Origin of the sequence: Shinella sp. M27, assembly GCF_049199905.1 — a bacterium.
Classification (GTDB): Bacteria; Pseudomonadota; Alphaproteobacteria; order Rhizobiales; family Rhizobiaceae; genus Shinella.
In genome coordinates this window covers 130,007-153,639 of the sequence record NZ_JBLZPK010000028.1, presented here as the reverse complement: position 1 = coordinate 153,639, position 23,633 = coordinate 130,007, and the positions used below count along the sequence as shown (strand labels likewise).

Annotated in this window: 24 protein-coding genes; 16 read left to right on the top strand and 8 right to left on the bottom strand. The window is 63.6% G+C overall.

Features of this window, described 5'->3' with window-relative positions; translation table 11 throughout:
• Window positions 1-46 precede the first annotated feature (46 nt).
• The gene (locus ACOZK4_RS11605; RefSeq protein WP_117366737.1) at window positions 47-547 is read right to left on the bottom strand and encodes a YbjN domain-containing protein; all 501 of its coding nucleotides are present in this window, start codon (window positions 545-547) and stop codon (window positions 47-49) included.
• A 391-nt stretch (window positions 548-938) separates the two neighbouring features.
• Window positions 939-1,196 carry an accessory factor UbiK family protein gene (locus ACOZK4_RS11600; RefSeq protein WP_313522823.1) on the bottom strand — a complete coding sequence of 86 codons (258 nt, stop codon included), beginning with the start codon at window positions 1,194-1,196 and terminating at the stop codon, window positions 939-941.
• Window positions 1,197-1,407: 211 nt separating this feature from the next.
• Here ACOZK4_RS11600 and lgt point away from each other — a divergent pair, with 211 nt between their 5' ends.
• The 7 genes from lgt (at window position 1,408) to ACOZK4_RS11565 (ending at window position 8,229) form a co-directional block, all read left to right on the top strand.
• Entirely contained in the window at window positions 1,408-2,250 is an 843-nt protein-coding gene (gene lgt, locus ACOZK4_RS11595; protein ID WP_421592017.1) for a prolipoprotein diacylglyceryl transferase, read from the top strand.
• Between the two features lie 12 nt (window positions 2,251-2,262).
• Window positions 2,263-3,363 (top strand): class I SAM-dependent methyltransferase, encoded by a 1,101-nt coding sequence (locus tag ACOZK4_RS11590; protein WP_421592016.1) that lies wholly within the window; start codon window positions 2,263-2,265, stop codon window positions 3,361-3,363.
• Window positions 3,364-3,462: 99 nt separating this feature from the next.
• Complete coding sequence (gene pgeF / locus ACOZK4_RS11585; protein ID WP_421592015.1) at window positions 3,463-4,254, top strand: peptidoglycan editing factor PgeF; 792 nt, start codon at window positions 3,463-3,465, stop codon at window positions 4,252-4,254.
• A gap of 33 nt (window positions 4,255-4,287) precedes the next feature.
• Window positions 4,288-5,439: a Xaa-Pro peptidase family protein gene (locus tag ACOZK4_RS11580; protein WP_313522817.1), complete on the top strand. Its 1,152-nt coding sequence runs from the start codon at window positions 4,288-4,290 to the stop codon at window positions 5,437-5,439.
• Window positions 5,440-5,565: 126 nt separating this feature from the next.
• Window positions 5,566-6,318 (top strand): hypothetical protein, encoded by a 753-nt coding sequence (locus tag ACOZK4_RS11575; protein ID WP_421592014.1) that lies wholly within the window; start codon window positions 5,566-5,568, stop codon window positions 6,316-6,318.
• A 126-nt stretch (window positions 6,319-6,444) separates the two neighbouring features.
• Window positions 6,445-7,377, top strand: coding sequence for a ribose-phosphate pyrophosphokinase (locus tag ACOZK4_RS11570; RefSeq protein ID WP_257949004.1), 933 nt, complete (start codon window positions 6,445-6,447; stop codon window positions 7,375-7,377).
• Window positions 7,378-7,533: 156 nt separating this feature from the next.
• A complete protein-coding gene (locus ACOZK4_RS11565) occupies window positions 7,534-8,229 on the top strand; it encodes a Kazal-type serine protease inhibitor family protein (protein WP_421592013.1) in 696 nt (231 codons plus the stop codon).
• Between the two features lie 65 nt (window positions 8,230-8,294).
• Here the strand turns inward: ACOZK4_RS11565 and ACOZK4_RS11560 are convergent, their stop codons facing one another.
• The 3 genes from ACOZK4_RS11560 to ACOZK4_RS11550 all read right to left on the bottom strand — a co-directional run bounded on the left by ACOZK4_RS11560 (window position 8,295) and on the right by ACOZK4_RS11550 (window position 11,523).
• Window positions 8,295-8,669, bottom strand: a complete 375-nt coding sequence (locus ACOZK4_RS11560) for a DUF779 domain-containing protein (protein WP_421592012.1) — start codon at window positions 8,667-8,669, stop codon at window positions 8,295-8,297.
• A gap of 236 nt (window positions 8,670-8,905) precedes the next feature.
• Complete coding sequence (adh, locus tag ACOZK4_RS11555; RefSeq protein WP_421592011.1) at window positions 8,906-10,414, bottom strand: aldehyde dehydrogenase; 1,509 nt, start codon at window positions 10,412-10,414, stop codon at window positions 8,906-8,908.
• 149 nt (window positions 10,415-10,563) lie between these two features.
• Window positions 10,564-11,523 carry a helix-turn-helix domain-containing protein gene (locus ACOZK4_RS11550; protein WP_421592010.1) on the bottom strand — a complete coding sequence of 320 codons (960 nt, stop codon included), beginning with the start codon at window positions 11,521-11,523 and terminating at the stop codon, window positions 10,564-10,566.
• Window positions 11,524-11,730: 207 nt separating this feature from the next.
• On the opposite strand from ACOZK4_RS11550, the gene ACOZK4_RS11545 reads away from it, so the two are divergent.
• Window positions 11,731-12,915: a benzoate/H(+) symporter BenE family transporter gene (locus ACOZK4_RS11545; RefSeq protein WP_421592009.1), complete on the top strand. Its 1,185-nt coding sequence runs from the start codon at window positions 11,731-11,733 to the stop codon at window positions 12,913-12,915.
• 3 nt (window positions 12,916-12,918) lie between these two features.
• Here the strand turns inward: ACOZK4_RS11545 and ACOZK4_RS11540 are convergent, their stop codons facing one another.
• Window positions 12,919-14,364, bottom strand: a complete 1,446-nt coding sequence (locus ACOZK4_RS11540; RefSeq protein ID WP_421592008.1) for a hypothetical protein — start codon at window positions 14,362-14,364, stop codon at window positions 12,919-12,921.
• 244 nt (window positions 14,365-14,608) lie between these two features.
• Here ACOZK4_RS11540 and ACOZK4_RS11535 point away from each other — a divergent pair, with 244 nt between their 5' ends.
• From ACOZK4_RS11535 to ACOZK4_RS11515, 5 genes are all read left to right on the top strand, one after another.
• On the top strand, window positions 14,609-15,211 hold the full coding sequence (locus tag ACOZK4_RS11535; protein WP_313530481.1) for a 50S ribosomal protein L25/general stress protein Ctc: 603 nt from the start codon (window positions 14,609-14,611) through the stop codon (window positions 15,209-15,211).
• Window positions 15,212-15,452: 241 nt separating this feature from the next.
• Window positions 15,453-17,840 carry an EAL domain-containing protein gene (locus tag ACOZK4_RS11530; RefSeq protein WP_421592022.1) on the top strand — a complete coding sequence of 796 codons (2,388 nt, stop codon included), beginning with the start codon at window positions 15,453-15,455 and terminating at the stop codon, window positions 17,838-17,840.
• Between the two features lie 19 nt (window positions 17,841-17,859).
• Window positions 17,860-18,609: a substrate-binding periplasmic protein gene (locus tag ACOZK4_RS11525; RefSeq protein WP_421592007.1), complete on the top strand. Its 750-nt coding sequence runs from the start codon at window positions 17,860-17,862 to the stop codon at window positions 18,607-18,609.
• A 72-nt stretch (window positions 18,610-18,681) separates the two neighbouring features.
• A complete protein-coding gene (gene pth / locus ACOZK4_RS11520; RefSeq protein ID WP_313530485.1) occupies window positions 18,682-19,398 on the top strand; it encodes an aminoacyl-tRNA hydrolase in 717 nt (238 codons plus the stop codon).
• 1 nt (window position 19,399) lies between these two features.
• Window positions 19,400-19,849 (top strand): GNAT family N-acetyltransferase, encoded by a 450-nt coding sequence (locus ACOZK4_RS11515; protein WP_421592006.1) that lies wholly within the window; start codon window positions 19,400-19,402, stop codon window positions 19,847-19,849.
• 3 nt (window positions 19,850-19,852) lie between these two features.
• Here ACOZK4_RS11515 and clpS read toward each other — a convergent pair whose 3' ends face one another.
• Complete coding sequence (clpS, locus tag ACOZK4_RS11510; RefSeq protein ID WP_421592005.1) at window positions 19,853-20,164, bottom strand: ATP-dependent Clp protease adapter ClpS; 312 nt, start codon at window positions 20,162-20,164, stop codon at window positions 19,853-19,855.
• A 158-nt stretch (window positions 20,165-20,322) separates the two neighbouring features.
• Between clpS and ychF the strand changes: the two genes are divergently transcribed.
• A complete protein-coding gene (ychF, locus tag ACOZK4_RS11505) occupies window positions 20,323-21,426 on the top strand; it encodes a redox-regulated ATPase YchF (protein ID WP_244759639.1) in 1,104 nt (367 codons plus the stop codon).
• Between the two features lie 36 nt (window positions 21,427-21,462).
• On the opposite strand, the gene ACOZK4_RS11500 is transcribed toward ychF, so the two are convergent.
• A complete protein-coding gene (locus ACOZK4_RS11500; protein ID WP_421592004.1) occupies window positions 21,463-22,581 on the bottom strand; it encodes a hypothetical protein in 1,119 nt (372 codons plus the stop codon).
• 107 nt (window positions 22,582-22,688) lie between these two features.
• Between ACOZK4_RS11500 and ACOZK4_RS11495 the strand changes: the two genes are divergently transcribed.
• Window positions 22,689-23,171 carry a MaoC family dehydratase gene (locus ACOZK4_RS11495; protein WP_421592003.1) on the top strand — a complete coding sequence of 161 codons (483 nt, stop codon included), beginning with the start codon at window positions 22,689-22,691 and terminating at the stop codon, window positions 23,169-23,171.
• Complete coding sequence (locus ACOZK4_RS11490) at window positions 23,158-23,625, top strand: MaoC family dehydratase (RefSeq protein ID WP_421592002.1); 468 nt, start codon at window positions 23,158-23,160, stop codon at window positions 23,623-23,625. The genes ACOZK4_RS11495 and ACOZK4_RS11490 overlap by 14 nt, the downstream gene beginning before the upstream one ends.
• The last annotated feature ends 8 nt before the right edge of the window (window positions 23,626-23,633 follow it).

The window sequence follows — 23,633 nt, the reverse complement described above, 5'->3', positions numbered from 1 at the left end:
CCGGCGCCGATGAGAACGATGGGACCCGAAACCGCAACCGACATTCTCAGGCTTCTCCAACCGTCTCGAAAAGCACTGCGTCGACGGCGGACTGGGCGTCCATACCGGACCAGACGACGAACTGGAAGGCCTGGAAATAGGCCTCGCAGGATTCGAGTGCGCTGGACAGCAGCACTTCGACCTGACGGTTGGTAGGCTCGGCGCCCCCGGCAAGCAGCAGCGACTGGCGGAAGATCACGACATCCTCGCGGCGCCACAGGTCGAAATGCCCCATGAGCACTTGGCCGTTCACATGCGACAGCAGGCAATGCACTTCGGTAACGCGGCTTTCGGGAACCTTGATATCGAAGGCGCAGGCCAGATGCAGCGCCTCGAATTCTTCCATCCAGGAAAAGGAAACGTGGTAGTCCGTCCACTTGCCCTCGACGGTCATGGCGATTTCGTCTTCGCCCGAACGCTCGAACGACCAGTCATTGTTGGCCGCGACGAACTCGATCATATCGACCGGGTTGGACTGACGCCCGATATCCAATTCCATAAGGCTCATGCATCACCTTCAAGGCCGGCAGGCATGCGCCATCGCGTTCACACGCGATGCAAGCAAACCATACTCCGGATACAACACTGAATGATTGGCTCGGCACTTTGCGCAGTCTGGACGACTTACCCTGCCCGAAGCTTGCGCTGCCCGTCTCGAATCATCATTTAAAATCAGTGTATAACGGCAGAGTCACGACGCCAGCCCCTCATCCGCCATTTTCTCCGTCCGGTTGTGGACAGAGCCTGTCAAAAAGATTCAGGACGAAGGCTTAAGGGACTCTGCCGAAAGAGCTTTTCGGGAGTGTCCACAGGGGTAAAATTTTTATTAAAAAAAACGGTTGGCGCGAGGTGAATCACGCCAACCGAGTCTCGATGGTTCAAAGCTGTCTTGAAACGGGTCATTTGCCCGTGTTGAGACGGGCTTCCAGCGCTTCGATGCGCTTCAAAAGAGCGTCGTTTTCGTCGCGCGCCTTGATCGCCATTTCACGCACCGCTTCGAATTCCTCCCGCTTGACGAGGTCCATGCCGTTGATGAAGCGCTCGGCCTGGGCCCGAAACACCGTCTCGGCCTCCTTGCGCACGCCTTGCGCAGCGCCAGCGGCGTCGGTCATCAGCTTGGCGAAGTCGTCGAGAATGCGATTGGCACCGGTCGTCATGGTCTGTCCTCCCTTCAGGGATCAAATGTCCAGCGGGCTGTCGGTGCCCGCGCTCTGTCCTTGAGGTAGGGTCTGACACGGCGCCTTGCAAGCGGATTCCGGTGGATCGCCGCCCGTTCCGGCCGGCCGAGGCCCGTGTATCACGATTTATCGCCTTGACCCTGCCATGCCGCGTCGCCATCTTCCCCCGCGAAACCGGAAGACATAAGCCTTGACGACTATTGCAAACCTCTTCGCCATCATGCCCTACCCGGAGATCGATCCGATCGCCTTCTCGATCGGCCCGGTCGCCGTGCACTGGTACGGCATCGCCTATGTCGTCGGCATCCTGCTCGGCTGGTTCTATGCCCGCCGGCTGATCGAGACGCCGCGGCTGTGGGCCGGGCAAGCGCCCGCGACGCGCGTGCAGCTCGACGACTTTCTCGTCTGGGCCGCCGTCGGCATCATTCTCGGCGGGCGCATCGGCTATATCCTGTTCTACGATTTCCCGAACGTCGCGGCCGATCCGCTGCGCGCCATCCAGGTCTGGAACGGCGGCATGTCCTTCCATGGCGGCTTTGCCGGCACGACGCTCGCCATGATCCTGTTTGCCCGCCGCAACAATATCGCGATCTGGAGCCTGTTCGACATCGTCGCGGCCGTCGTGCCGATCGGCCTGTTCTTCGGCCGCATCGCCAATTTCGTCAACGGCGAGCTCTGGGGCCGCCTGTCGGATGCGCCTTGGGCGGTGATCTTCCCGGAATCCGGCCCCTTCGCCCGCCATCCGAGCCAGCTCTATGAAGCGGGCCTCGAGGGCATCGTGCTGCTCTCCGTGCTGGCCGTCGCCATCTACCGCTTCGGCGCATTGAAGCGTCCCGGCCTCGTAACCGGCCTCTTCGTCGCCGGCTACGCGCTGTCGCGCATTACAGTCGAGTTCTTCCGCGAGCCGGATCCGCAGCTCGGCTATCTCTTCGGCGGCTGGCTGACCATGGGCATGCTGCTCTCGCTGCCGATGCTGCTTGTCGGTCTCTGGGCGATTTTCCGCGCCCGTGCGGCCCACCCGGCCAGTGCCTGAGCGGACCCCGCCATGACGACACCCCTCGCCCAGAAGATCAAGGCGCTGATCCGCACCAATGGCCCGATCAGCGTCACCGATTATTTCGCGCTCTGCCTCGCCGATCCCGAATACGGCTACTACCGCACCCGAGACCCCTTCGGCAGCGCCGGCGATTTCGTCACAGCACCCGAGGTCAGCCAGCTCTTCGGCGAGATGCTCGGCATCTTCCTCGTGCATGCCTGGCAGAAGCATGGCGGGCCGGAGACCGTGCGCATCGCCGAGATCGGCCCCGGCCGCGGCACGATGATGGCCGACATGCTGCGCGTCGTGCACAAGCTCGCCCCGCAGCTCTATGAGAACGCGACCTTCCACCTGATCGAGACCAGCCCGAAGCTGCGCGCCGTCCAGCATGAAACGCTCGGCACGCAGGCCGCGCGCGTCACCTGGCACGACAGTTTCGAGGAACTGCCCGAAGGCTTCGTGCTGCTCGCCGCCAACGAGCTGTTCGACGCCATCCCGATCCGCCAGTTCATCAAGACATCCTCGGGCTTCCGCGAACGGCTCATCGGCCTGGATGCCGAGGACGAGCTGACCTTCGCCGCCGGTGTTGCAACGCTCGATGCCGCCGTGCTGCCGGAGCATCATAGAAGCGTTCCCAACGGCACGATTTTCGAGATCGCGCCGGCACGCGAGGCCGTCATGACCGCGATCGGCGAGCGCATCGCCCGCTTCGGCGGCTCGGCCGTCATCATCGATTACGGCCATTTCGTCACCGGTTTCGGCGATACGCTGCAGGCGGTGCTCAAACACGATTTCGACCCGCCACTCGCCCATCCCGGCGAGGCGGACCTGACGAGCCATGTCGATTTCGAGCGGCTGGCGGGTGCGGCCGCCGGTGCCGGCCTGCATGTGCACGGCATGCTGCACCAGGGCGATTTCCTCGTCGGGCTGGGCATCGGCGAAAGGGCGTCCGCGCTCGGCCGCCACCGCGACGCTGAGACGCAGCAATCCATCCTTGCCGATGTCGACCGGCTCGCCGGCTCCGGCGCCGGGAAAATGGGCGATCTGTTCAAGGTTCTGGCCATCGGCAGCGCGCCGCTCGCCCTCTTCCCCTTCCGCCAGCCGGATTGACATGCCGGAAAAGGCCGGACAACATCCGGCCCGATTTGCACCCCGCATGCCCGGTCGCGTTCCTGCCTGGCGGCCCCTCCAAAGCCCAGCCGAGAGACCATGAAGGACCAGACGCTCCCCTCCCCGATCGAAAGCCCGCTTCTGGCCGAACGCGCCGGAAAAGCCGCCCAGCACGGCTTCTTCACGCGTGCCGGCGGCGTTTCCGACGGCATCTATCGCGGCCTGAATGTCGGCCTCGGCTCGAAGGACGAGCGCGACAACGTGCACGAGAATCGCGCCCGCGTCGCCCGCTGGTTTTCCGTAGCACCAGAGAAGCTCGCGACCGTGCATCAAATCCATTCGCCCGATGTCGTCGTGGTCGATGAAACCTATGACGGCGCGCGGCCGCAAGCCGATGCGCTTGTCAGCGCCACGCCCGGCGTCGTCATCGGCGTGCTGGCGGCCGATTGCGGCCCGATCCTGTTCTGCGATCCCGAGGCGCGCATCGTCGGGGCCGCCCATGCCGGCTGGAAGGGTGCGCTCTACGGCGTGCTGGAAAACACCATCGCCGCCATGGAAAAGCTCGGCGCGAAACGCGAGAATATCGTCGCCAGCCTCGGTCCGTCGATCAGCCGGCGCAATTACGAGGTCGGCCCGGAATTCATCGAGCGCTTCCTCGCCGTCGATAAGGCCTATCAGCGCTATTTCACGCCCTCGGGCAAGGACGGCCACGCGATGTTCGACCTGCCGGGCCTGACGACGCAGCGCCTGACCGATGCCGGCGTGACGGCTGAAAATCTCGACATCTGCACCTATCCCGACGAGGATCGCTTCTTCTCCTACCGGCGCACCACGCACCGGCAGGAGCCGGATTACGGCCGCCAGATTTCGGCGATCATGGTCAAGGCCTGACGCCCCCATAACAAACGGACGAGGGAGACACCCATGGCACTTCACTTCGACAGCGAGGAATACGCCAACCGGCTCCAGCGCCTCACCTCCCGGATGCGGGAGGAAAAGCTCGATGCCATGCTGCTCTTCGCGCAGGAGAGCATGTACTGGCTGACGGGCTACGACACGTTCGGCTATTGCTTCTTCCAGACGCTCGTCGTGAAGGCGAGCGGCGAGATGGTGCTGCTCACCCGCTCGGCCGACCTGCGCCAGGCACGCCGCACCTCGACCATCGAGAAGATCGAGGTCTGGATCGACCGGGTCAACGCCGACCCGTCAATGGATCTGAAGAACCTGCTCTCCGATCTCGACCTGCTCGGCTGCCGCATCGGCGTGGAATACGACACACATGGCCTGACCGGCCGCAATGCGCGCCTGCTCGACAACCAGCTCCAGAGTTTCGGCCAGCTCGTCGACGCCTCCGCGATCGTCAGCCGCCTGCGCCTGATCAAGAGCCCGGCCGAGATCGCCTATGTCGAGCGCGCCGCGGTCCTTTCGGACGAGGCGCTGGATGCGGCGCTCCCGCTCATCAAGGCCGGCGGTGACGAGGCAGCCATCCTCGCCGCCCTGCAAAACGCTGTGCTCTCGGGCGGCGGCGATTATGCCGCCAACGAATTCGTCATCGGCTCGGGCGACGATGCCCTGCTCGTACGTTCGAAATCCGGCCGCCGCCGGCTGGAAGCCCAGGACCAGCTCAGCCTGCAATGGGCGGGCGTCAGCGCGCGTTATCACGCGCCGATGATGCGCACCGCAGTGATCGGTACACCGACCGCCCGCCACCGGGAACTTTACAGCGCCTGCCGAGAGACCATCCAGGCGATGGAAATGGTGCTGCGCCCCGGCAATACGTTCGGCACCGTCTTCGAGACCCATGCCCGCATCCTCGACGAGCGCGGCCTTGCCCGCCACCGGCTGAACTCCTGCGGCTATTCCGTCGGCGCGCGCTTTGCCCCCTCCTGGATGGAGCATCAGATGTTCCATGCCGGCAATCCGCAGGAGATCGAGCCGAACATGTCGGTCTTCGTGCACACGATCCTGCTCGATTCCGACAGCGGCACCGCCATGACGCTCGGCCAGACCTACCTGACGACGACAGACACGCCCAAACCGCTTTCCCGCTATGGTCTCGATTTCATCGAGGTCTAATTGCGTTATCCCAGGCTCGCGAGATCCTGTAATTGACAGGACTTTGAGGGCCACCCATAAATCATTGCGGGGAACGGAAGGGCAAAAGCCCTCCGCAGGATATGGACGACAAGGATGCACGAGCTGATGAAGCGGCTGGCAGTGATCGGCCTCATCGCGACCCTTTCCGGCTGCAACAGCACGGATGCGCTGACGCCGCAGGTCGATGTCGGCGGCGGCCTGAATTCTTCGCCCGTAACCCAGCGCGACCTCGACCAGATGAGCGCCCAGACCACGCCCGTTACCACCACGACGCAGCAGACCGCCTTCACCACGCCGGCCGAAACCGGCACGACGAGCGGTCGCGACACCGCCGGCACGCTGCAGGGCCAGGCCGATGCCTTGACGCGCAACACGACCGGCAGCCGCACGACATCCGACACGGCGCTCGCCCGTGAGACCGCCCAGCGCTCGCTGGCGGCGGAAACCTCCGGCGGCGCGGAAGAGATCGCCGTCGCGACGCCCCAGAAATCCGGCGAGACGATCCGCTTCCTGCCGATCATCGGCGCGCCGGTCGAGGCCGTGACGCCGCTCTCCAAGCGCCTCGGAGCCGAAGCCCGCTCCAACGGCCTGACCATCCGCAGCGCGTCCGACAATTCCAGCAAATACATCCTGAAGGGCTATTTCTCGGCCATGAAAGACAATGGCGGCACGACAGTCGTCTATGTCTGGGACGTATTGGACGGCAGCGGCGCGCGGCTGCACCGCATCCAGGGCCAGGAAACCGTATCCGGCACGGCCTCCGATCCTTGGTCGGCGGTTCCCGCCCGCACGATGGAAGGCATCGCGCAGAAGACCATCCGCGAATACCTCGATTGGCGCGGTTCCGCACCCGGTTAACAGGCTCGAAACGGTAAATCACAGCGAAATGCGAAGATTCGCTTAGTGATCGGGGCAAGCCCCTTGCATTCGAGGGGCCAGCCCCTTAAACGCCCCCCCATCAGCAGAATAACAGGCGGACCATAGATGAAGGTTTTCGCGGGCAATTCGAACCGGCTTCTGGCCGAAGCGATCTGCAACTATCTGAATGTTCCGCTCGGCCGTGCCACGGTCCGACGCTTTGCAGACCAGGAAATCTTCGTTGAGATCCAGGAGAACGTGCGCGGCGAGGACGTCTTCATCGTCCAGTCGACATCGTTCCCGACCAACGACCACCTGATGGAAATGCTGATCATGATCGATGCCATGCGCCGCTCCTCGGCGCGCCGCATCACCGCCGTGATCCCCTATTTCGGCTATGCCCGCCAGGACCGCAGGTCCGCTCCGCGCACGCCGATCTCGGCAAAGCTCGTCGCTAACCTCATCACCGAGGCCGGCGCCAATCGCGTCATGACGCTCGACCTGCATGCCGGCCAGATCCAGGGCTTCTTCGATATCCCGACCGACAACCTCTACGCCGTGCCGATCCTGGCGCGCGACGTGAAGGAAAACTACAATCTCCAGAACGTCATGGTCGTCTCGCCCGACGTCGGCGGCGTGGTGCGCGCCCGTGCGCTCGCCAAGCGCCTCGATTGCCAGCTGGCGATCGTCGACAAGCGCCGCGAGCGCGCCGGTGAGTCCGAGGTCATGAACGTCATCGGCGACGTGACCGGCAAGGACTGTCTGCTGATCGACGATATCGTCGATTCCGGCGGCACGCTCTGCAACGCTGCCGAGGCACTTCTGAACAAGGGCGCGACCAGCGTCACCGCCTATATCACGCATGGCGTGCTCTCCGGTGGTGCTGTGGCCCGCGTCACCTCGTCGAAGCTCAAGGAGCTTGTGATCACCGACTCGATCCAGCCGACGACGGCCGTCCAGTCGGCGCACAATATCCGCGTCATATCGACCGCCAACCTGCTTGGCGAGGCGATCAACCGCACGAGCGCGGAAGAGTCGGTCTCGAGCCTCTTCGACTGACGAAACCACGGTTTTACCGTTTTCAAAGCCTGCGCGCCCGCTTCGGTTGCGCAGGCTTTTTCATACCGCAACCACGCCCTGCTTTTTTGTTCACGGCCGATATCGGGCCGATCAAATTTGCGTTAGGGTCTGCTCAGATTCGCGAGGAGGAATCCTATGATATCACTATCTTTCTTCAGCCGCCTGGCGGCCCGCGCCGCCATCCTTCTTGCTGCGGGCACGCTTGCCGCCTGCCAGGTCGAGGTCGATGAGGGCCGGCCGGATTACCGCCCCCGTCCGCAGGCCTGCACCATGGAATATATGCCCGTCTGCGGCACGCGCGGCGGCGAAATCCAGACCTTCCCCAATGCCTGCGAAGCACGCTCGAACGGCTATCGCATCGTCGGTCGCGGCGAATGCCGCTTCGACGGCCGCCCCGATCCGCGCCCCGACGAAGGCCGTGCCTGCACACGGGAATACGCGCCGGTCTGCGGCTCGCGCGGTCGTGACCGCCAGACCTTCGCAAACGCCTGCGAGGCACGTTCCAGCGGCTATGACGTGATCGGCCGTGGCGAATGCCAATCCCGCCGCCCGGACACGGGCTGGGAAGACGATCGCGAGCGCCCGCGGCGCGATCGGGTTTCGATCGGCTGGCAAGACCAGAGCCAGGATCAGGACGCCCGTCCGAGCCGTGAACGTAGAAAAGACCGGGATCGCGAGCGCAGCGACAACAGGCGCCAGGATGCGGACATCCAGCTTGGCCTTGATGACAGCGGCACGCGGGCGGATCGCTCCGGCCGCGAAGAGCGCGAGGATCCACGCTGCGCGGACAAGCGCCGGGCAAAACGCGATCCGGCCTGTGCAGTAAACTAAAACGTCTGTCTCCTGGACAGAAAAGCCCGCCATTCACGTGGCGGGCTTTTTCATGCGCTGAGCGGTCAACGTTGCGGCAGTGGACAGGCCTCGCCGCCACCGAAAATCCGCGACCGGGTCAGGAAACGCTTCTCCCGCCCATTGTCGAGCGAGAACATGCCGCCACGGCCGGGCACGACGTCGATGATCAGCTGCGTGTGTTGCCACACGCCGAACTGGCTCTCGCTGATATAGACGGGCACGCCGCCGATCTCGCCGAGCTTCACATCGCGATCGCCGACGATGTAATCGTCCGCCGGGTAACACATCGGCGAGGACCCATCGCAGCAGCCGCCCGACTGGTGGAACAGGATTTCGGGATGATCCGCCTGGATCTCCCGGATGAAATCAAGGGCCGCGTCGGTCGCCACCACGCGCGGCTCGGTCGGGATATCGAACATTGCGGCTCTCCTAGAGCATTTCCAGCCGAAGCGAGATCGCTTCCGCGTCGGATAATGCGCCAAACACAAAAACCTAGAGCATTTTCGGCGAACCAGAGTTCACCGGAAATGCTCCAGAATGCGGTGTCCCTCTCCCCGGGCAGGTGGGGAGAGGGAACGGGCAGCAGCCGATGATGGGGGTGGCCCTGCCCTTCGTTCGCCTTCTCCGCGGGGGAGCGGGAGAAAGCGGCGGTCGCTCAGAAGAAACCGAGCGCCTTGGGAGAGTAGCTGACCAGCATGTTCTTGGTCTGCTGGTAGTGGTCGAGCATCATCTTGTGCGTCTCGCGGCCGATACCGGACTGCTTGTAGCCACCGAAGGCCGCATGGGCTGGATAGGCGTGGTAGCAGTTGGTCCAGACGCGGCCGGCCTGGATGTCGCGGCCGAAGTGGTAGCAACGGTTCGCATCGCGGCTCCACACGCCGGCACCGAGGCCGTAGAGTGTGTCGTTGGCGATGGCGAGCGCCTCCGCGTCGTCCTTGAAGGTCGTGACCGAAACGACCGGTCCGAAAATCTCCTCCTGGAAGATGCGCATCTTGTTGTGACCGCGGAAGACCGTCGGCTTGACGTAATAGCCGCCAGCCAGATCGCCGCCGAGATCGTTGCGCCCGCCGCCGGTCAGCACTTCCGCGCCTTCCTGCCGGCCGATGTCGATATAGGACAGGATCTTTTCCAGTTGCTCGGACGATGCCTGCGCGCCGATCATCGTCGCCGTGTCGAGCGGGTTGCCCTGCACGATCTTTTCCACGCGCTTGATCGCCTTTTCCATGAAGCGGTCGTAGATCTTCTCATGCACCAGCGCGCGGCTCGGGCAGGTGCAGACCTCACCCTGGTTCAGCGCGAACATCGCAAAACCTTCGAGCGCCTTGTCGAGATAGTCGTCATCCTCGTTCATCACATCGGCGAAGAAGATGTTTGGCGACTTGCCGCCGAGTTCCAGCGTGACCGGAATGAGGTTCTGGCTGGCATATTGCATGATCAGGCGGCCGGTCGTCGTCTCGCCGGTAAAGGCGATCTTGGCGATGCGCGGATTGGAGGCGAGCGGCTTGCCGGCTTCCAGGCCGAAACCGTTGACGATGTTGAGTACGCCGGCGGGAAGCAGGTCGCCGATCAGTTCCGCCCAGACGAGGATGGAGGACGGCGTCTGCTCGGCGGGCTTGAGTACCACGCAGTTGCCAGCCGCGAGCGCGGGCGCGAGCTTCCAGGTGGCCATCAGGATCGGGAAGTTCCACGGAATGATCTGGCCGACGACACCGAGCGGCTCATGGAAATGATAGGCGATGGTGTTGTGGTCGACCTCGCCGATCGTGCCTTCCTGCGCACGAACGCAGGAGGCGAAGTAGCGGAAATGGTCGATGGCAAGCGGAATGTCGGCAGCGAGCGTTTCGCGCAGCGGCTTGCCGTTGTCCCAGGTCTCGGCGCGGGCGAGAAGGTCGAGATTGTCCTCCATGCGCTGGGCGATCTTCATGAGGATGTTGGAGCGCTCGGTTGCCGAGGTGCGGCCCCACTTGTCCTTGGCGGCGTGGGCCGCGTCGAGGGCAAGCTCGATATCGGCAGCGTCGGAGCGGGCGACTTCACAGAGCTTGCCGCCGGTGATCGGCGTGACATTATCGAAGTAGCGACCCGCGACGGGCTCCTTCCATTCGCCACCGATGAAGTTGCCGTACTTTGCCTTGTACGGGTTTTCGACGATCTTCTGATGCAGCATGTCATTCCTCCCAAAAGAGACCCGGATGGGCCGTAAGGAGAATGGTGCTGCGCTTCGGTGGATTGCGGTAGAGCCTGCGCGGCGATGGTTGCGACGACTGTTTCAGATTTGAGACAGGTCGGCGGCACGGGCTGTGCTGCGCCGCAGCATCAGTTGATCGAAAGCTTCTTCATCTTGCGATAGAGCGTCGCGCGGCTGATGCCGAGCAGGTCCGCCGCATGGCTGATATTGCCGCCGGCCCGCGTCAGGACTCGGCGAAGGGCTGCGCGCTCGGCATCGTCGAGGTCCCGCCCCTCCTCCGCCCGATTCTCCTGCAGCAGGTCGGACGCGGCAATACCGGTGGCGATGCGCCGGTCATCAAGGCCGAGAACCTGACGCGCCGCGCGGGTGGCGCCAAGAACCAGATCGTCGCGGTCGACAGCGAGCAGCGCCGGCGCCGCTCGGCCCTCGACGGGCACCAGCAGAATTCGGGCGGCGGAGAAGGCGCGGCGGAAGAGCCCCGCCTCGATGCGCGCGGCGGCATCGCGGATCGCCTGCGAGAGGATCGCCATCGTCATCTCGTTGGCATCGTCGCGGCAGGTGGAAATATCGATGGCCGCGGCGATGCGGCCGGTATGGTCGCGGATCGGTGCCGTGGTGCAGGACAGGCCGGTGTTCTGCGACAGGAAATGCTGGTCGCGCAGGATGAGAACCGGCCGCTCGTCGGCCAGCGCCGTGCCGATGCCGTTGGTGCCGACGCTCGCCTCGCTCCAGACCGTGCCGGACCACAGGCCCACGCCGCGAAACGCCCGGTCATCGCCCGCCGCACCACGCCGCTCGAGCGCGATGCCGTTTTCATCCGTCAGCAGCAGGCAGCAGCCGGCCTTGCCGACCGTCGCGAAAAGACGGTCGAGTTCGCCCGAGGCCTCCTCGACGAGAACGCTGGAGCGCGTGCGGGCATGGCGGAATTCCGCCTCGCTCAGCCGCCAGGGTACGCGGGCCTCTTCCGGAGAAAGGCCATGCAGCGTGAGGCAACGCCGCCAGGAGGCGGCAACAGGCGAACTGGCCGCAGCGGACGCATGACCCGCCACGCTGTGCACATGATCCGCGTGATCGAAACGCAGAGGCATCCGCTCTCCTCCCGAAAGCTTCCGACCGATCGTCGCGTCAGAATATAACGCCGCTCACTATAACCGCGTTTGCGACGGAAGGTCCAGCGCGACCAAGGTCCAAGACCGGGCGCATAAGCAAGCGGAGCACCTGCCGGCCAATAGCCTGTTTCCAAGCCCCGCGCCGCCTGTTACGACTGCGCATCCCTTTCCTTGATCGATCTTGCCATGCTTCGTGACTTTTCCGCCCAAGCCCTGTTCATGGGCCTGCTCACCGCCTTCGTCGGTTTTGCCAGCTCCTTTGCCGTCGTGCTGCACGGCCTGACCGGTGTCGGCGCCACGGAGGCGCAGGCCGCCTCCGGGCTGATGGCGCTTTCCGTGTCGATGGGCGTCTGCGCCATCGTGCTCAGCGTCGCGACCCGCCTGCCCGTCTCCATCGCCTGGTCGACGCCGGGTGCGGCGCTGCTTGCCAGCTCCGGCGCGGTCGAGGGTGGTTTTGCCACCGCGGTCGGCGGGTTCATCGTCTGTGCCGTGCTGATCGTCATCGCCGGCCTCTGGAAACCGCTCGGCCGCATGGTCGCCGCCATTCCCGCAGCGCTCGCCAATGCCATGCTGGCCGGCGTGCTGATCGGCCTGTGTTTCGCGCCGGTGAAGGCCATTGCCTTCAATCCCTGGCTCGGCCTGCCGATCGTGCTCGCCTGGGTGATCGTCGGCAGCGTCAACCGGCTCTATGCCGTGCCGGCAGCACTTGCGGCCTTCGTCGCCGTGCTCGCTCTCGGCGTCGATATTCCCGATGGCGCCTTTGCGGGACTTGCCGAAACCCTGCTGCCGAAGCCCGAGATCGTCACGCCCGTCTTCACGCTGACAGGCCTCGTCAGCATCGCGCTACCGCTCTTCATCGTGACCATGGCCTCACAGAACATTCCCGGCATCGCGGTGCTGAAGGTCAATCACTACGAGCCCAATCCCGGCCCGCTCTTCGCCACGACCGGCCTGTTCTCGCTGCTCTCGGCGCCCTTCGGCGGCCATGCGGTGAACCTGGCCGCCATCACCGCCGCTATGTGCGCCGGCAGCGATGCCCATCCCGATCCGGCAAAACGCTATTGGGCGGCGATCAATGCCGGCATCTTCTACGTGATCTTCGGCCTTGCCGCGGGCGCGGTGACGGCCTTCGTTAGCCTTGCCCCGCCCATCCTCATCCAGGCCGTCGCCGGCCTCGCACTGATCAGCGCCTTCGCCAATTCGGCGCTCAATGCCTTCAAGGAAGTGGATGGACGAGAGGCCGCTGCGGTGACCTTCCTCGTCACCGCCTCAGGCGTCTCCTTTGCCGGCATTTCCGGTGCCTTCTGGGGCCTGCTCGCAGGCGGCCTGATGCTGGCGCTTTCGCGTTTCACCGCCAAGCGCAAAGCATAGGATTTACGGCTGGAAGGGTAGCGGCTGGCCGTTGATCAGCACCTTGCCGTCTTCGCCGACCGTCAGGTCCCAGATCTGCGCATCACCTCCGCCCTTGCGCGCAAGGCCCTTCATCATCAGCAGGCCGAAGGAGGCCTGGCCGAACTGCGGCACCTTCGCGGCGTTCTTCTGGAGATAGCTGATCGTCTTGTCGAAGTCGCGCATGGTGATCGTGATATCGGCGCTGCGGCGATCCTGCTGGTCGGGATAGACCGTCATCTTGCCGGAGACCTGAAGGTCATAGATCGGCGATGCGGCTGAGACATCCTCGAATTCGACGGTCATTGCGCCGTTCGGCAGGACGATGCGGCCAATCTCTTTGTTCTGCTCTTCCGTCAGCGGCTCCGGCTTGGTGAAGTCGGCGTGGTCGATGAGGTAATGCACGGCGCCGGCAAGATCGAGATTGGCCACCGCCACCTTGAAATTCGCCCGCTCCGGCAGCGCCTCGGCAAATTCCGCCGGCAATATACCGGCCGGCGGCTTGGGATGCTCCACGCCGAAGCCGAAACCGACCCGCGTCGAATGGCCGATGCCGTTCATGTCGATATTGTAGGTCACCGCATCGGCGCCGAAGGTGCCCTTGTCGGTGCCGACGGTCACGTTGGACGCCTTGATCGTCTCGGTCAGATTGTCGAACACCGGCAGCGAGGCGCGCAGCAACTCCTTGAGCTTCGCGGCATCCTGCACATCGAGCTGGTCCTTCTTGATGTTGTCAAGCACGAAGAAGACGAGATCCTGGAAGATCTTGTAGCGCGCACCGTCAAGGCTGACATCGATGTCGAGCGTGTCGGCACCGATATCGACACGGCCCGAGGGACCACCGGTGATCGTTTCGGCAAAGGCTTTCATCACGCCTGTGCTCGAAATGTCGATCGTACCGGGCGCCTTCTTTTCCGAGGTTATGCGCATGGCCGATTCGCCGAAGCTTGCGGTCACGCTTTCCTGCTGCGTGGTGCTGGAAAAGGCGATGCGCTTCGTCGACCAGTCCGCCGAGGTGAAATAGAGGATTTCCGGATCGTAGATCCCGTCCATCTTCATCGTGTCGATGAGATAGGTGAACGAGCCCTGGCCGGGCACCGTGCCCTTGATATCGAAACTGTCGCTCGATTCGAATCGATAGGTGCCTTCCGGCTGCGGCCGCAGATAGGCCGTCATCGGCTTCAGGCCCTCGACCTTCACGGAACCTTCCTTCGCCTTGTCCAAGAGGACGGTCGGATTGAAGCGGAGCTCATAGAAGGAGGACGCCGCCTTCACCGTGAGGAGGCCGGCATCGACCATATCCTTCGGCAGATAGTGCGTCAGTCGCTGCTGGAGGCTTTCAGCGCCTGCGGGCGAAATCTCCTGGGCCAGGGCGGGGCCTGCCGAAACGAGCGCAAAAGCGGCCGAGGCCATCAGGATCTGTCGTCTCATTCTATTCTCCTTCACCGAAGCGTTCGCTACCGAACATCCAATCGCGGCGCAAGCATGTCAATCCAGGGTCAATCCGGCCCCGGCCCTTGCATTTCCGGGCATTGTTGGTTATGGAGCCCCCGTCCGCGTAGACACCCTTGGAGGCAACGTGGATGAGGCTTTCACGAAATCCTCAAGCTTTTTGCATCGCCGGGCGCTGCCCGATGCGCGAAAGGCTCTCCAGTAACACTTGAAAGGTAAAGCCATGAGCCACGAAACTTACGAGCTCAAGGCCGAGACGCGCGAACGGGTTGGTAAGGGGTCCTCCCGTGAACTTCGCCGCAACGGCCTTATTCCTGCAGTAATCTATGGCGACAAGCAGGCCCCCCTGTCCATCGCCCTCTCGACCAAGGACGTCACCCAGCGTATCCACGCCGGCGGCTTCAAGACGACGGTTGCCACGATCGACGTCAACGGCGAGAAGATCAAGGTTCTGCCGAAGGACTTCCAGCTGGATCCGGTCCGCGACTTCACCATGCATGTCGACTTCCTGCGCGTTTCGGGTAACACCCACGTCGTCGTCGAAGTGCCGGTTCACTTCGTCAACGAAGAGAAGTCCCCGGGCATCAAGGTCGGCGGCGTCCTGAACATCGTTCGCCACGCAGTCGAGCTGCACGCTCTGGCCGGCGACATTCCGGAATTCCTGACGGCTGACCTCTCCGGCCTCAAGGTCGGCGATGGCATCCACATCTCGCACATCAAGCTGCCGAAGGGCACGAGCCCGGTCATCTCCGACCGCGACTTCACCATCGCCACGATCGCCACCCCGGCGGCCGGCGTGAAGGAAGAAGAAGGCTCCGCAGAATAATCCCATTTCCGGGACCGTTCTCGAAACCCCGCGCCTTACCCAAGGCGCGGGGTTTTTCTTTGCTCGCAAGAGGCCGCACTACCGCTGCGGGAAGTTTGAATTATCAGCACTTTTGCGAACCTACATTTTAGCAACATTTAAGACTTTGATGAAAATCTAGACCCTGGGGAAAATGGCGAAAGCCAAAGAGGGGCACGATGGACTGGCTTTGTAACGTGGCTATGGGGCGACCGGCATGAAAATGCATTCGGTTGAAAGCCGCTTCATCGCCATCGTCATCGGTGCCCTGCTCGTCTTCGTCGCACCTCTCTTCCTGCTTTTCCTCATCCTGTCGTCCGACCGTGTCGCACGCGAGCGCCTGCAGAACACCGAAGTACTGCTCCAGGCCAATGTCCAGGCGCTGGGCAAGCCGCTGTGGGATTTCGACAAGGAGAGCATCGACCAGATCGTCACCGCACTCCAGGCCGATGCCGATATCAGCTATGTGCAGGTGCGCGACACGTCCGATGTCATCGACATCCGCAAACCCGCCGTCGCGCCCAACCCGGATGACGCGCGCTCCATCGTCAAGACCGATATCCTCTACAAGGCGACCGACGGCATCAAGAAGGTCGGCACCGCGGAAATCTGGATTCACAAGGAAGGCCTCTTCTCGCGCTTCTCCAAGGACGAGTTGAGCATCTTCGCCATCTTCTTCTTCGCCGTCGCGACCCTCTTCACCGCCGCCATCATCGGCAACCGCATCACCATCATCCGGCCGCTGATGCGGCTGACTGCGGCCATCGAGGCGACGCGCCGGCTCGGCTCGCGCCATCATGTCGACTGGACCTCGAACGACGAGATGGGCGCGCTCGCCCATAACTTCAACGAAATGCAGAGCAAGCTGGAGCGCGAGGAGAACGAGCTGAAGATGGCGCATGTCCGCGCCACCGACATCTACAACCTGACGCCGGCCATGCTGTTTTCCGTCGATGCGCAAAACCGCATCACGGCGGTCAGCGACTATTGGCTGACCGCCACCGGCTATCGCCGCGAAGCGGTGATCGGCCAGGAATTCACGGACTTCGTCGTCGAGGAATGCCGCGAAACCTATCGCAAGCGTCATACGACGAACATGGAAGACGGCGGCATCTGCGAAGTGACCCTGCGCTTCCTGTGCGCCGACGGTAGCGTGATCGATGTGCTGATCCTGGAAACCGGCGTGGAGGCGAGCAGCAGCCGTCAGGCCTTGTCGCTCTCGGTCATGACCGACGTCACCGACCTCAAGGAAGCCGAGACCCGCAACCACCGCCAGGCCATCACCGACCATCTGACAGGCCTGCTCAACCGGCAGGGCTTCGAAACCGTGCTGGACGAGCTGATCGGCGAGGTCGATGCGCATGGCCAGCAGCTCGCCTGCCTCTTCGTCGATCTCGACCGCTTCAAGTGGATCAACGACAATCTCGGCCATGCCAGCGGCGACGACGTGCTCTGCCAGGTCGCCATGCGGCTGCGCCGCCAGCTGCGCGCCATTGACGTGATCGCCCGCCTCGGCGGCGACGAATTCGCCATCCTGCTCTCGGCGCCCAATGCCCGCCAGCTCGCCATGGATATCAGCGACCGGCTGGTCGCCAGCCTGCGCGCGCCGCTCATCGTCAATGGCGCGGAACTCAATGTCAGCGCCAGCATCGGCATCGCCGTCTATCCGGACCACGCCGCCACCGCAGCCTGCCTCTTGCAGAAATCCGACATGGCCATGTATGCGCGCAAGCGCAGCGGCAAGAACGGCGTGCAGCTCTTCGACAACAACATGGTCGATATCGCCCGCAGGCGGCTCGAGATCGAGCAGTTCATCGACCAGGGCCTGCGCGACGACTGGTTCACCACCCATCTCCAACCGATCGTGAGCCTTGCGGACGGCCGCGTCGCTGGCTTCGAGGCGCTGATGCGCCTGCACCATCCCGAGCGCGGCATCCTGCCTCCCGCCGAGATCATCGGCATTGCCGAGGAGAACGGGACGATCGGGCGGATCGGGGATTGCATCCTGTCAAAGGCCATCACCAACCTGGCGGTCATCTCCAGGCTCGCCGGCCTTGGTGACACCTATCTCGCGGTCAATTTCTCACCGCTACAGTTCGAGCCCGCCCTCCCCGCACGCATCGCGACCCTTCTCCTCGAAAACGGCATCACGCCCTCGCGCATCGTCGTCGAGATCACCGAGGCGGTGCTGATGCTCGACAATCCCGTCGTGCGCGAGGTGCTCGACGCGCTTTCCGATCTCGGCTGCCGCATCGCGCTCGACGATTTCGGCACCGGCTATTCGTCCCTCAGCTACCTCAACCGGTTCCCGGTCGATATCGTCAAGGTCGACCAGTCCTTCACCCGTTCGCTGTCCTCCGACCAGCCGGATGTGCGCCGCAAGAGCCGCATGCTCGTCGAGGGCATCCGCACCATCTCGCACCAGATGGGCTGCGCGGTGGTGGCCGAAGGCATCGAGACGACGGAGCAATGGGATATCCTGCAGAGCATGAACATCGAATTCGGCCAGGGCTACCTGCTGAGCAGGCCCTTGCCGCTTGACGCGCTGCTCGAAAAGCTCGACGAATTTGCAATGCCCGACGTGCCCGAACGTCGCGCCATGGCCTCCTGACGGGTTGAGGGACAAGACGATGAAGACACTGCTTTTGACGCTTTGCCTGTCGCTTGCCCCGCTTTCCTCGGTTCTTGCCGACACGCTGCATTTCGTGACGGAAGAATATGCCCCCTTCAACTACACCAAGAACGGCAAGATCACCGGCATCTCGGTCGATCAGGTGGAGGCGATCGCCAAGGCCGCCGGCATGGACTACACGCTGGAGATCATGCCCTGGGCCCGCGCCTTCGCCATGGCCGAAAACCAGCCAAACACCTGCGTCTTCACGGCGGGCTACAACCGCGAGCGGGCCGAGCGCTTCGTCTGGGTCAGTCCACTGCTGAAGGACCAGATGGTGCTGCTCAAGCGCAAGGGCGATACCCATGACGGCCTGACGATCGTCAAGGCACGAGAACTCAAGGTCGGCTCGCAGCGCGGGGACTTCGCCGTGGAGGCACTCGAAGTGCTCGGTTTCAAGGATATCGACCTTGCTTCCGATATCGACATCACCCTGCGCAAACTGATTTCCGGCCGCATCGACCTGATGCCGACCTCCGTCAAGACCTATAAGAAGCTGCTCAAGGACGGATATCCCGTCGAGAAGGCCATGCTGATGGCCGGCCAGGTCTACGGGCTCGCCTGCAACAAACAGACGCCGCAAGACCTGATCAAGGGGCTTCAGGCCGAGTTGGACAAGCTCATCCTCAGCGGCGAGCAGGACCGCATCTTCACCGCCTACGGCCTGCCGCCGGACACGCGCACGGCCGACAACGGCACGAAGAATTGATCCGAGGCGGTTGACTTCCGTCCGCTTTCGCGGTGGTGAAGACGCGGACACCTCCACTTGCGGACCACTTCCATGCAGATAATCGTGGGCCTCGGCAATCCGGGCGCAAAATATGCGGGCAACCGCCACAATATTGGTTTCATGGCGCTGGATGCGATCCACCGCAAAAACCCGTTTTCGCCCTGGTCGAAGAAGTTCAAGGCCGAAATCGCCGAAGGCGAGATCGCCGGCGAGAAGGTGCTGCTCGTCAAGCCGCAGACCTTCATGAACCTTTCGGGCGAATCCGTCGGTGAGGCGATGCGCTTCTACAAGCTCGCGCCCAAGGACATCGTCGCGATCTATGACGAACTGGATCTCGCCCCCGGCAAGGTCCGCATCAAGGTCGGCGGCGGCCATGGCGGTCATAACGGCATCAAGTCGATCGACGCCCATTGCGGCAAGGATTACCGGCGCATACGCCTCGGCATCGGCCATCCCGGCGCCAAGGAGCTGGTGACCAACCATGTGCTCGGCGATTTCGCCAAGGCCGACCATACATGGCTCGATCCGCTGCTCGACGAACTTGCGCTCAACACCGACATGCTGGTGCGGGGTGAGGATTCCCAGCTGATGAACAAGCTGGCGCTCGCCACCGGCAGCAAGCCGGAGGAGAAGGCCGCGCCCGAAAAGAAGCCCGCCGGCCAGTCCCATATCCGTCAGGCGCGCAACCACAACCAGCCGAAAATCCTGCCGACCACAGGCCCGATGGCGGAAATGTTGAAGAAGCTGCTCGGCAACAAGGGCGACTGACATGGCCGGCGACGCCATTCTCCGCTCCGCGGGCCCGGATGATCTGCCCGGTCTGCTCGCCCTCTATGCCGAGCTCAATCCCGACGATCCACCGATGGATGCGGCAATGGCGCAGACGCACTTCGCCACCATTCTCGCCCAGCCCGGCATGACGATCTATGTCGCCGTCAAGGACGGCATTCCCCTCGCCTCCTGCACCCTCGTCGTCGTGCCGAACCTCACGCGGGCCGGCGCACCCTATGCGTTGATTGAGAATGTCGTGACCGCGGAGGCCGCCCGCCGGACGGGCCTGGGCCGCGCCGTCCTCGAACAGGCCGCAGACGCGGCATGGCAGGCCGGCTGCTACAAGGTAATGCTGCTGACGGGGCGCAGCGACACAGGCACCGCGGATTTCTACACACGCTGCGGCTTCAAGCAGGACAAGACCGGATTCCAGATCCGCCGTCCCTAGAGCCTATTCCTCCGGTTCCGTCTGGAAGAGCAGCGGGTAACCCGCCTCCTTGGCAAGATCCGTCGCCTCCTTCGCCTTGGTCTCGGCGATGTCGCGTGCGCATATGACGACGACGCAGGTGCCCATCTTGTGGGCGGTCATCATGACCCGGTAGCTCGTCTCCTCGGCCATGCGGAAGACGGCTTTCAGCACCAGCACAACGAATTCGCGCGGCGTATAATCGTCGTTGACGAGCAGGACCTTGTAGAGCTTCGGCCGTTCGAGCTTCGGCTTGGTGGTCGTTTTCGGGGTGAGGGTCGTGTCACCATTGCTCATGGGAAGCTCCTCATGACGTTGGCTTCGAGCGATGTGAGCCCATTGTGCACCGCAGGAGGGACGAGTTCAAGGCCCCAGGGCTGCCAAGCTCTTGACCCTGCCCCCCGCATCCCCCATAGCGAGGGCAACGATTTTCTTGACGACGAATGGACCTCTCCATGGGCTTCAAATGCGGTATCGTCGGCCTGCCGAATGTCGGCAAGTCGACCCTCTTCAACGCGCTGACCAAGACGGCCGCCGCACAGGCGGCGAACTATCCCTTCTGCACCATCGAGCCGAACACCGGCGAAGTGGCGGTTCCCGATCCGCGCATGAAGGCGCTCGCCACCATCGCGGGCTCCAAGGAAATCATCCCGACGCGCATCTCCTTCGTCGACATTGCCGGCCTCGTGCGCGGCGCGTCGAAGGGTGAAGGCCTCGGCAACAAGTTCCTCGCCAATATCCGCGAAGTCGATGCCGTCGTGCACGTGCTGCGCTGCTTCGAGGACGACGACATCACCCATGTCGAAGGCCGCATCAATCCGGTCGGCGATGCCGACACGATCGAGACCGAGCTGATGCTCGCCGACCTCGAGAGCCTGGAGCGCCGCGTCGAGCAGACCCGCAAGCGCGCCGCCAGCAAGGACAAGGATTCGCTCGCCCAGCTGCCGATCATGGAAGCCGTGGTGAAGCTGCTCAACGAGGGCAAGCCGGCCCGCCTGCTCCTCAAGACGCTGGCGCCGGAAGAGATCGAGGTCCTGAAGGGCCTGAACCTGCTTACCTCGCATCCGGTTCTCTACGTCTGCAACGTCGCGGAAGCCGATGCCTCGACCGGCAACGAGCACACCGCCGCCGTCGCCGCCATGGCCAAGGAACAGGGCGCGGAATGCGTCATCATCTCGGCTGCGATCGAATCCGAAGTCGCGCAGCTGCCGGAAGAGGAAGCCGAAGAGTTTCTCTCGGCGCTCGGCCTCACGGAAGCGGGCCTCGACCGGCTCATTCGCGCCGGCTACCACCTGCTCGACCTCATCACCTATTTCACCGTCGGCCCCAAGGAGACGCGCGCCTGGACCATCGTGCGCGGCACCAAGGCCCCGCAGGCCGCCGGCGTCATCCACACGGATTTCGAACGCGGCTTCATCCGCGCCTTCACCATCGCCTATGACGACTACATCGCCTACAAGGGCGAAGTCGGCGCCAAGGAAGCCGGCAAGGGCCGCGACGAAGGCAAGGAATACGTGGTCAACGACGGCGACGTCATCCACTTCCGCTTCAACACGTAAGCGGCAGACATTTTGGCATCTTCAAACTGCCGTCCCTCACCGGAGGGGCGGCAGTTTTTCTTTGAGCGCTAGAGGAAGCGGCGTCACCGTCCAACGGCGGAAATGCGGCCAGCCGATACCGATGGTCAAAACGACGACGCCGACGATCAGCAGCGTCAGGAAGACATAGCTTTCGGGCGCCGCCGCCGTGCGCTGGAGCAGGCTTGCCGTGGCAAGGCCGAGCGAGAGCAGGCCCGAGGTCACGAAGGCGCGCCGGTCGATAGCAAGGCCGATCCCCATCAGCACGACGACGATGGCAACGATGACGAGCGCCTCCGGCAGGCCCTTGTCGCTGCTGAACAGCGTGTCATTGGCGAAATCACCGAGGAAGACGAAGCACAGCGTCGAATAGAGCAGCGCCGGCGCCGTCACCAGATGCAGCCAGAAGGCAATGTCGGAGCGGCGCGAGACGCGGAACCGGTCCGAGAGATCGTAAGCCATCGCCACGGCAAACAGCATCAGCGCCGCGGCGAGGAAAATGCCGGCCGAGAGCATGGGCCGGGCGGCGATGACATCGGCGCTGCCCGTCAGCCGCGCCAGCGCAAGGAAGACGAGGCCGAGCGCCACGGCCGCCAGCGACAGGAACCACAGGCTGAGCGACAGCGGAATGCGGTAGCGCCAGTAGAACGGCGGCAGCAAGATCGCGAAGGGCAGCATGGTCAGCAGGAAATCAAGATAGGGGCTTTTCTCAGCGCCCAGCACATCGTCCAGCAGTAGCATTGTGGTGATGGCGATCCAGTGTGCATAGAGAAGGGTCAGCAGCACGGCGGGCAGAGCAAGGCGCTGCCGCTTCACCAGGATTTCCGCGAGGATGAGGATGGCCGGCAGCGCGGCGAGGAAGGCGCCGACACCCCAGACGCCCGCCATGACGATCGCGACGCCGATGGTGATCAGCACATCATGGAAGCCGCGGATGAAGCGCGGCGCTTCCGTGTCCTCGACGGGCGCGATGGCGCGGTCTTCGGCAGGGTCGGCGATATCCAGCACGCATGCTTCGGGGGGTGCAGCAAGGACGACACCGCGCGCTTCCATATAGGGCAGCAGCGTGCTCGCCTGTTCGGCGAAGAGTATCCCCTCGCCGGCCGCACCGTCGAGCACGGATTTCAGCGTCTGCATCTGTCGTTGTCTCCTCGTGCGGCGTCGCGCGCACCTTACCCGTCGCAGGCCCGCTGGCAAGAGCTTGCAAAACGCCGCCCCGCTCGCCATTGTCGGCCCGAAACAGGATGGACGAGACGGTGCCCAACTACACATTTGAAGATTTTACGCCGGGCCGGCGCTTCGACTTTTCGAAGCGCACGATGACGGCGGACGAGATCATCACCTTCGCGTGGGAATTCGATCCGCAGCCGATGCATATGGACGAGGCCGCCGGCCGCGCCAGCATTCTCGGCGGCCTTGCCGCCTCCGGCTGGCACACGAGCGCCGTGATGATGCGCATGCTGTTCGAGGCCTATATCGACGGCTCCACATCGGAAGGCTCGCCCGGCGTCGATCTCATGGAATGGAAGCGCCCGGTGCTGGCAGGCGATACGCTCGGTGGCCATTGCGAGGTGCTCGATGCCCGCGTCTCGCGCTCGCGGCCGGAAATCGGCATCGTGCGCCTGCGCGCCGAGGTGACCAACCAGCGCGGCGAGCTCGTCGCGGTGTCGGAATATATCAACATGATGCGCGTTGCCGAAAAGGATGCCGACCATGCGGATGGCTGAGCTTTACCCGTTCGGCGAGGCCGTCGAAATCGGTTCCAACACCTTCACCGCCGAAGACATCATCCGCTTCGCCGGAAGTTTCGACCCGCAGCCTTTTCATCTGGATGAGGAACTGGCCAAACACGCCCTGTTCGGCGGCCTCTGCGCCTCGGGCTGGCATACCAGCGCCGGCTGGATGAAGTGCTTCGTGCCGTTCTGGCTTGGCGAGTGCAAACGCCTCGCCGCCGAGGGCATCGCGCCCCCTAACCTCGGCCCCTCGCCGGGCTTCACCAAGCTCGCCTGGCTCAAGCCGGTCTTTGCCGGCGACACGATCACCTATTCGGTGACGCTCATCGCCTCGCGCGAACTGGCAACGCGCAAGGACCGGCTGATCAATTCGATCCTCTGCGCCGGCCGCAACCAGAACGGCGAACCGGTCATCCGATTCGAGAGCACGGTTCTGGAATTCATCTGAGAAGGCGG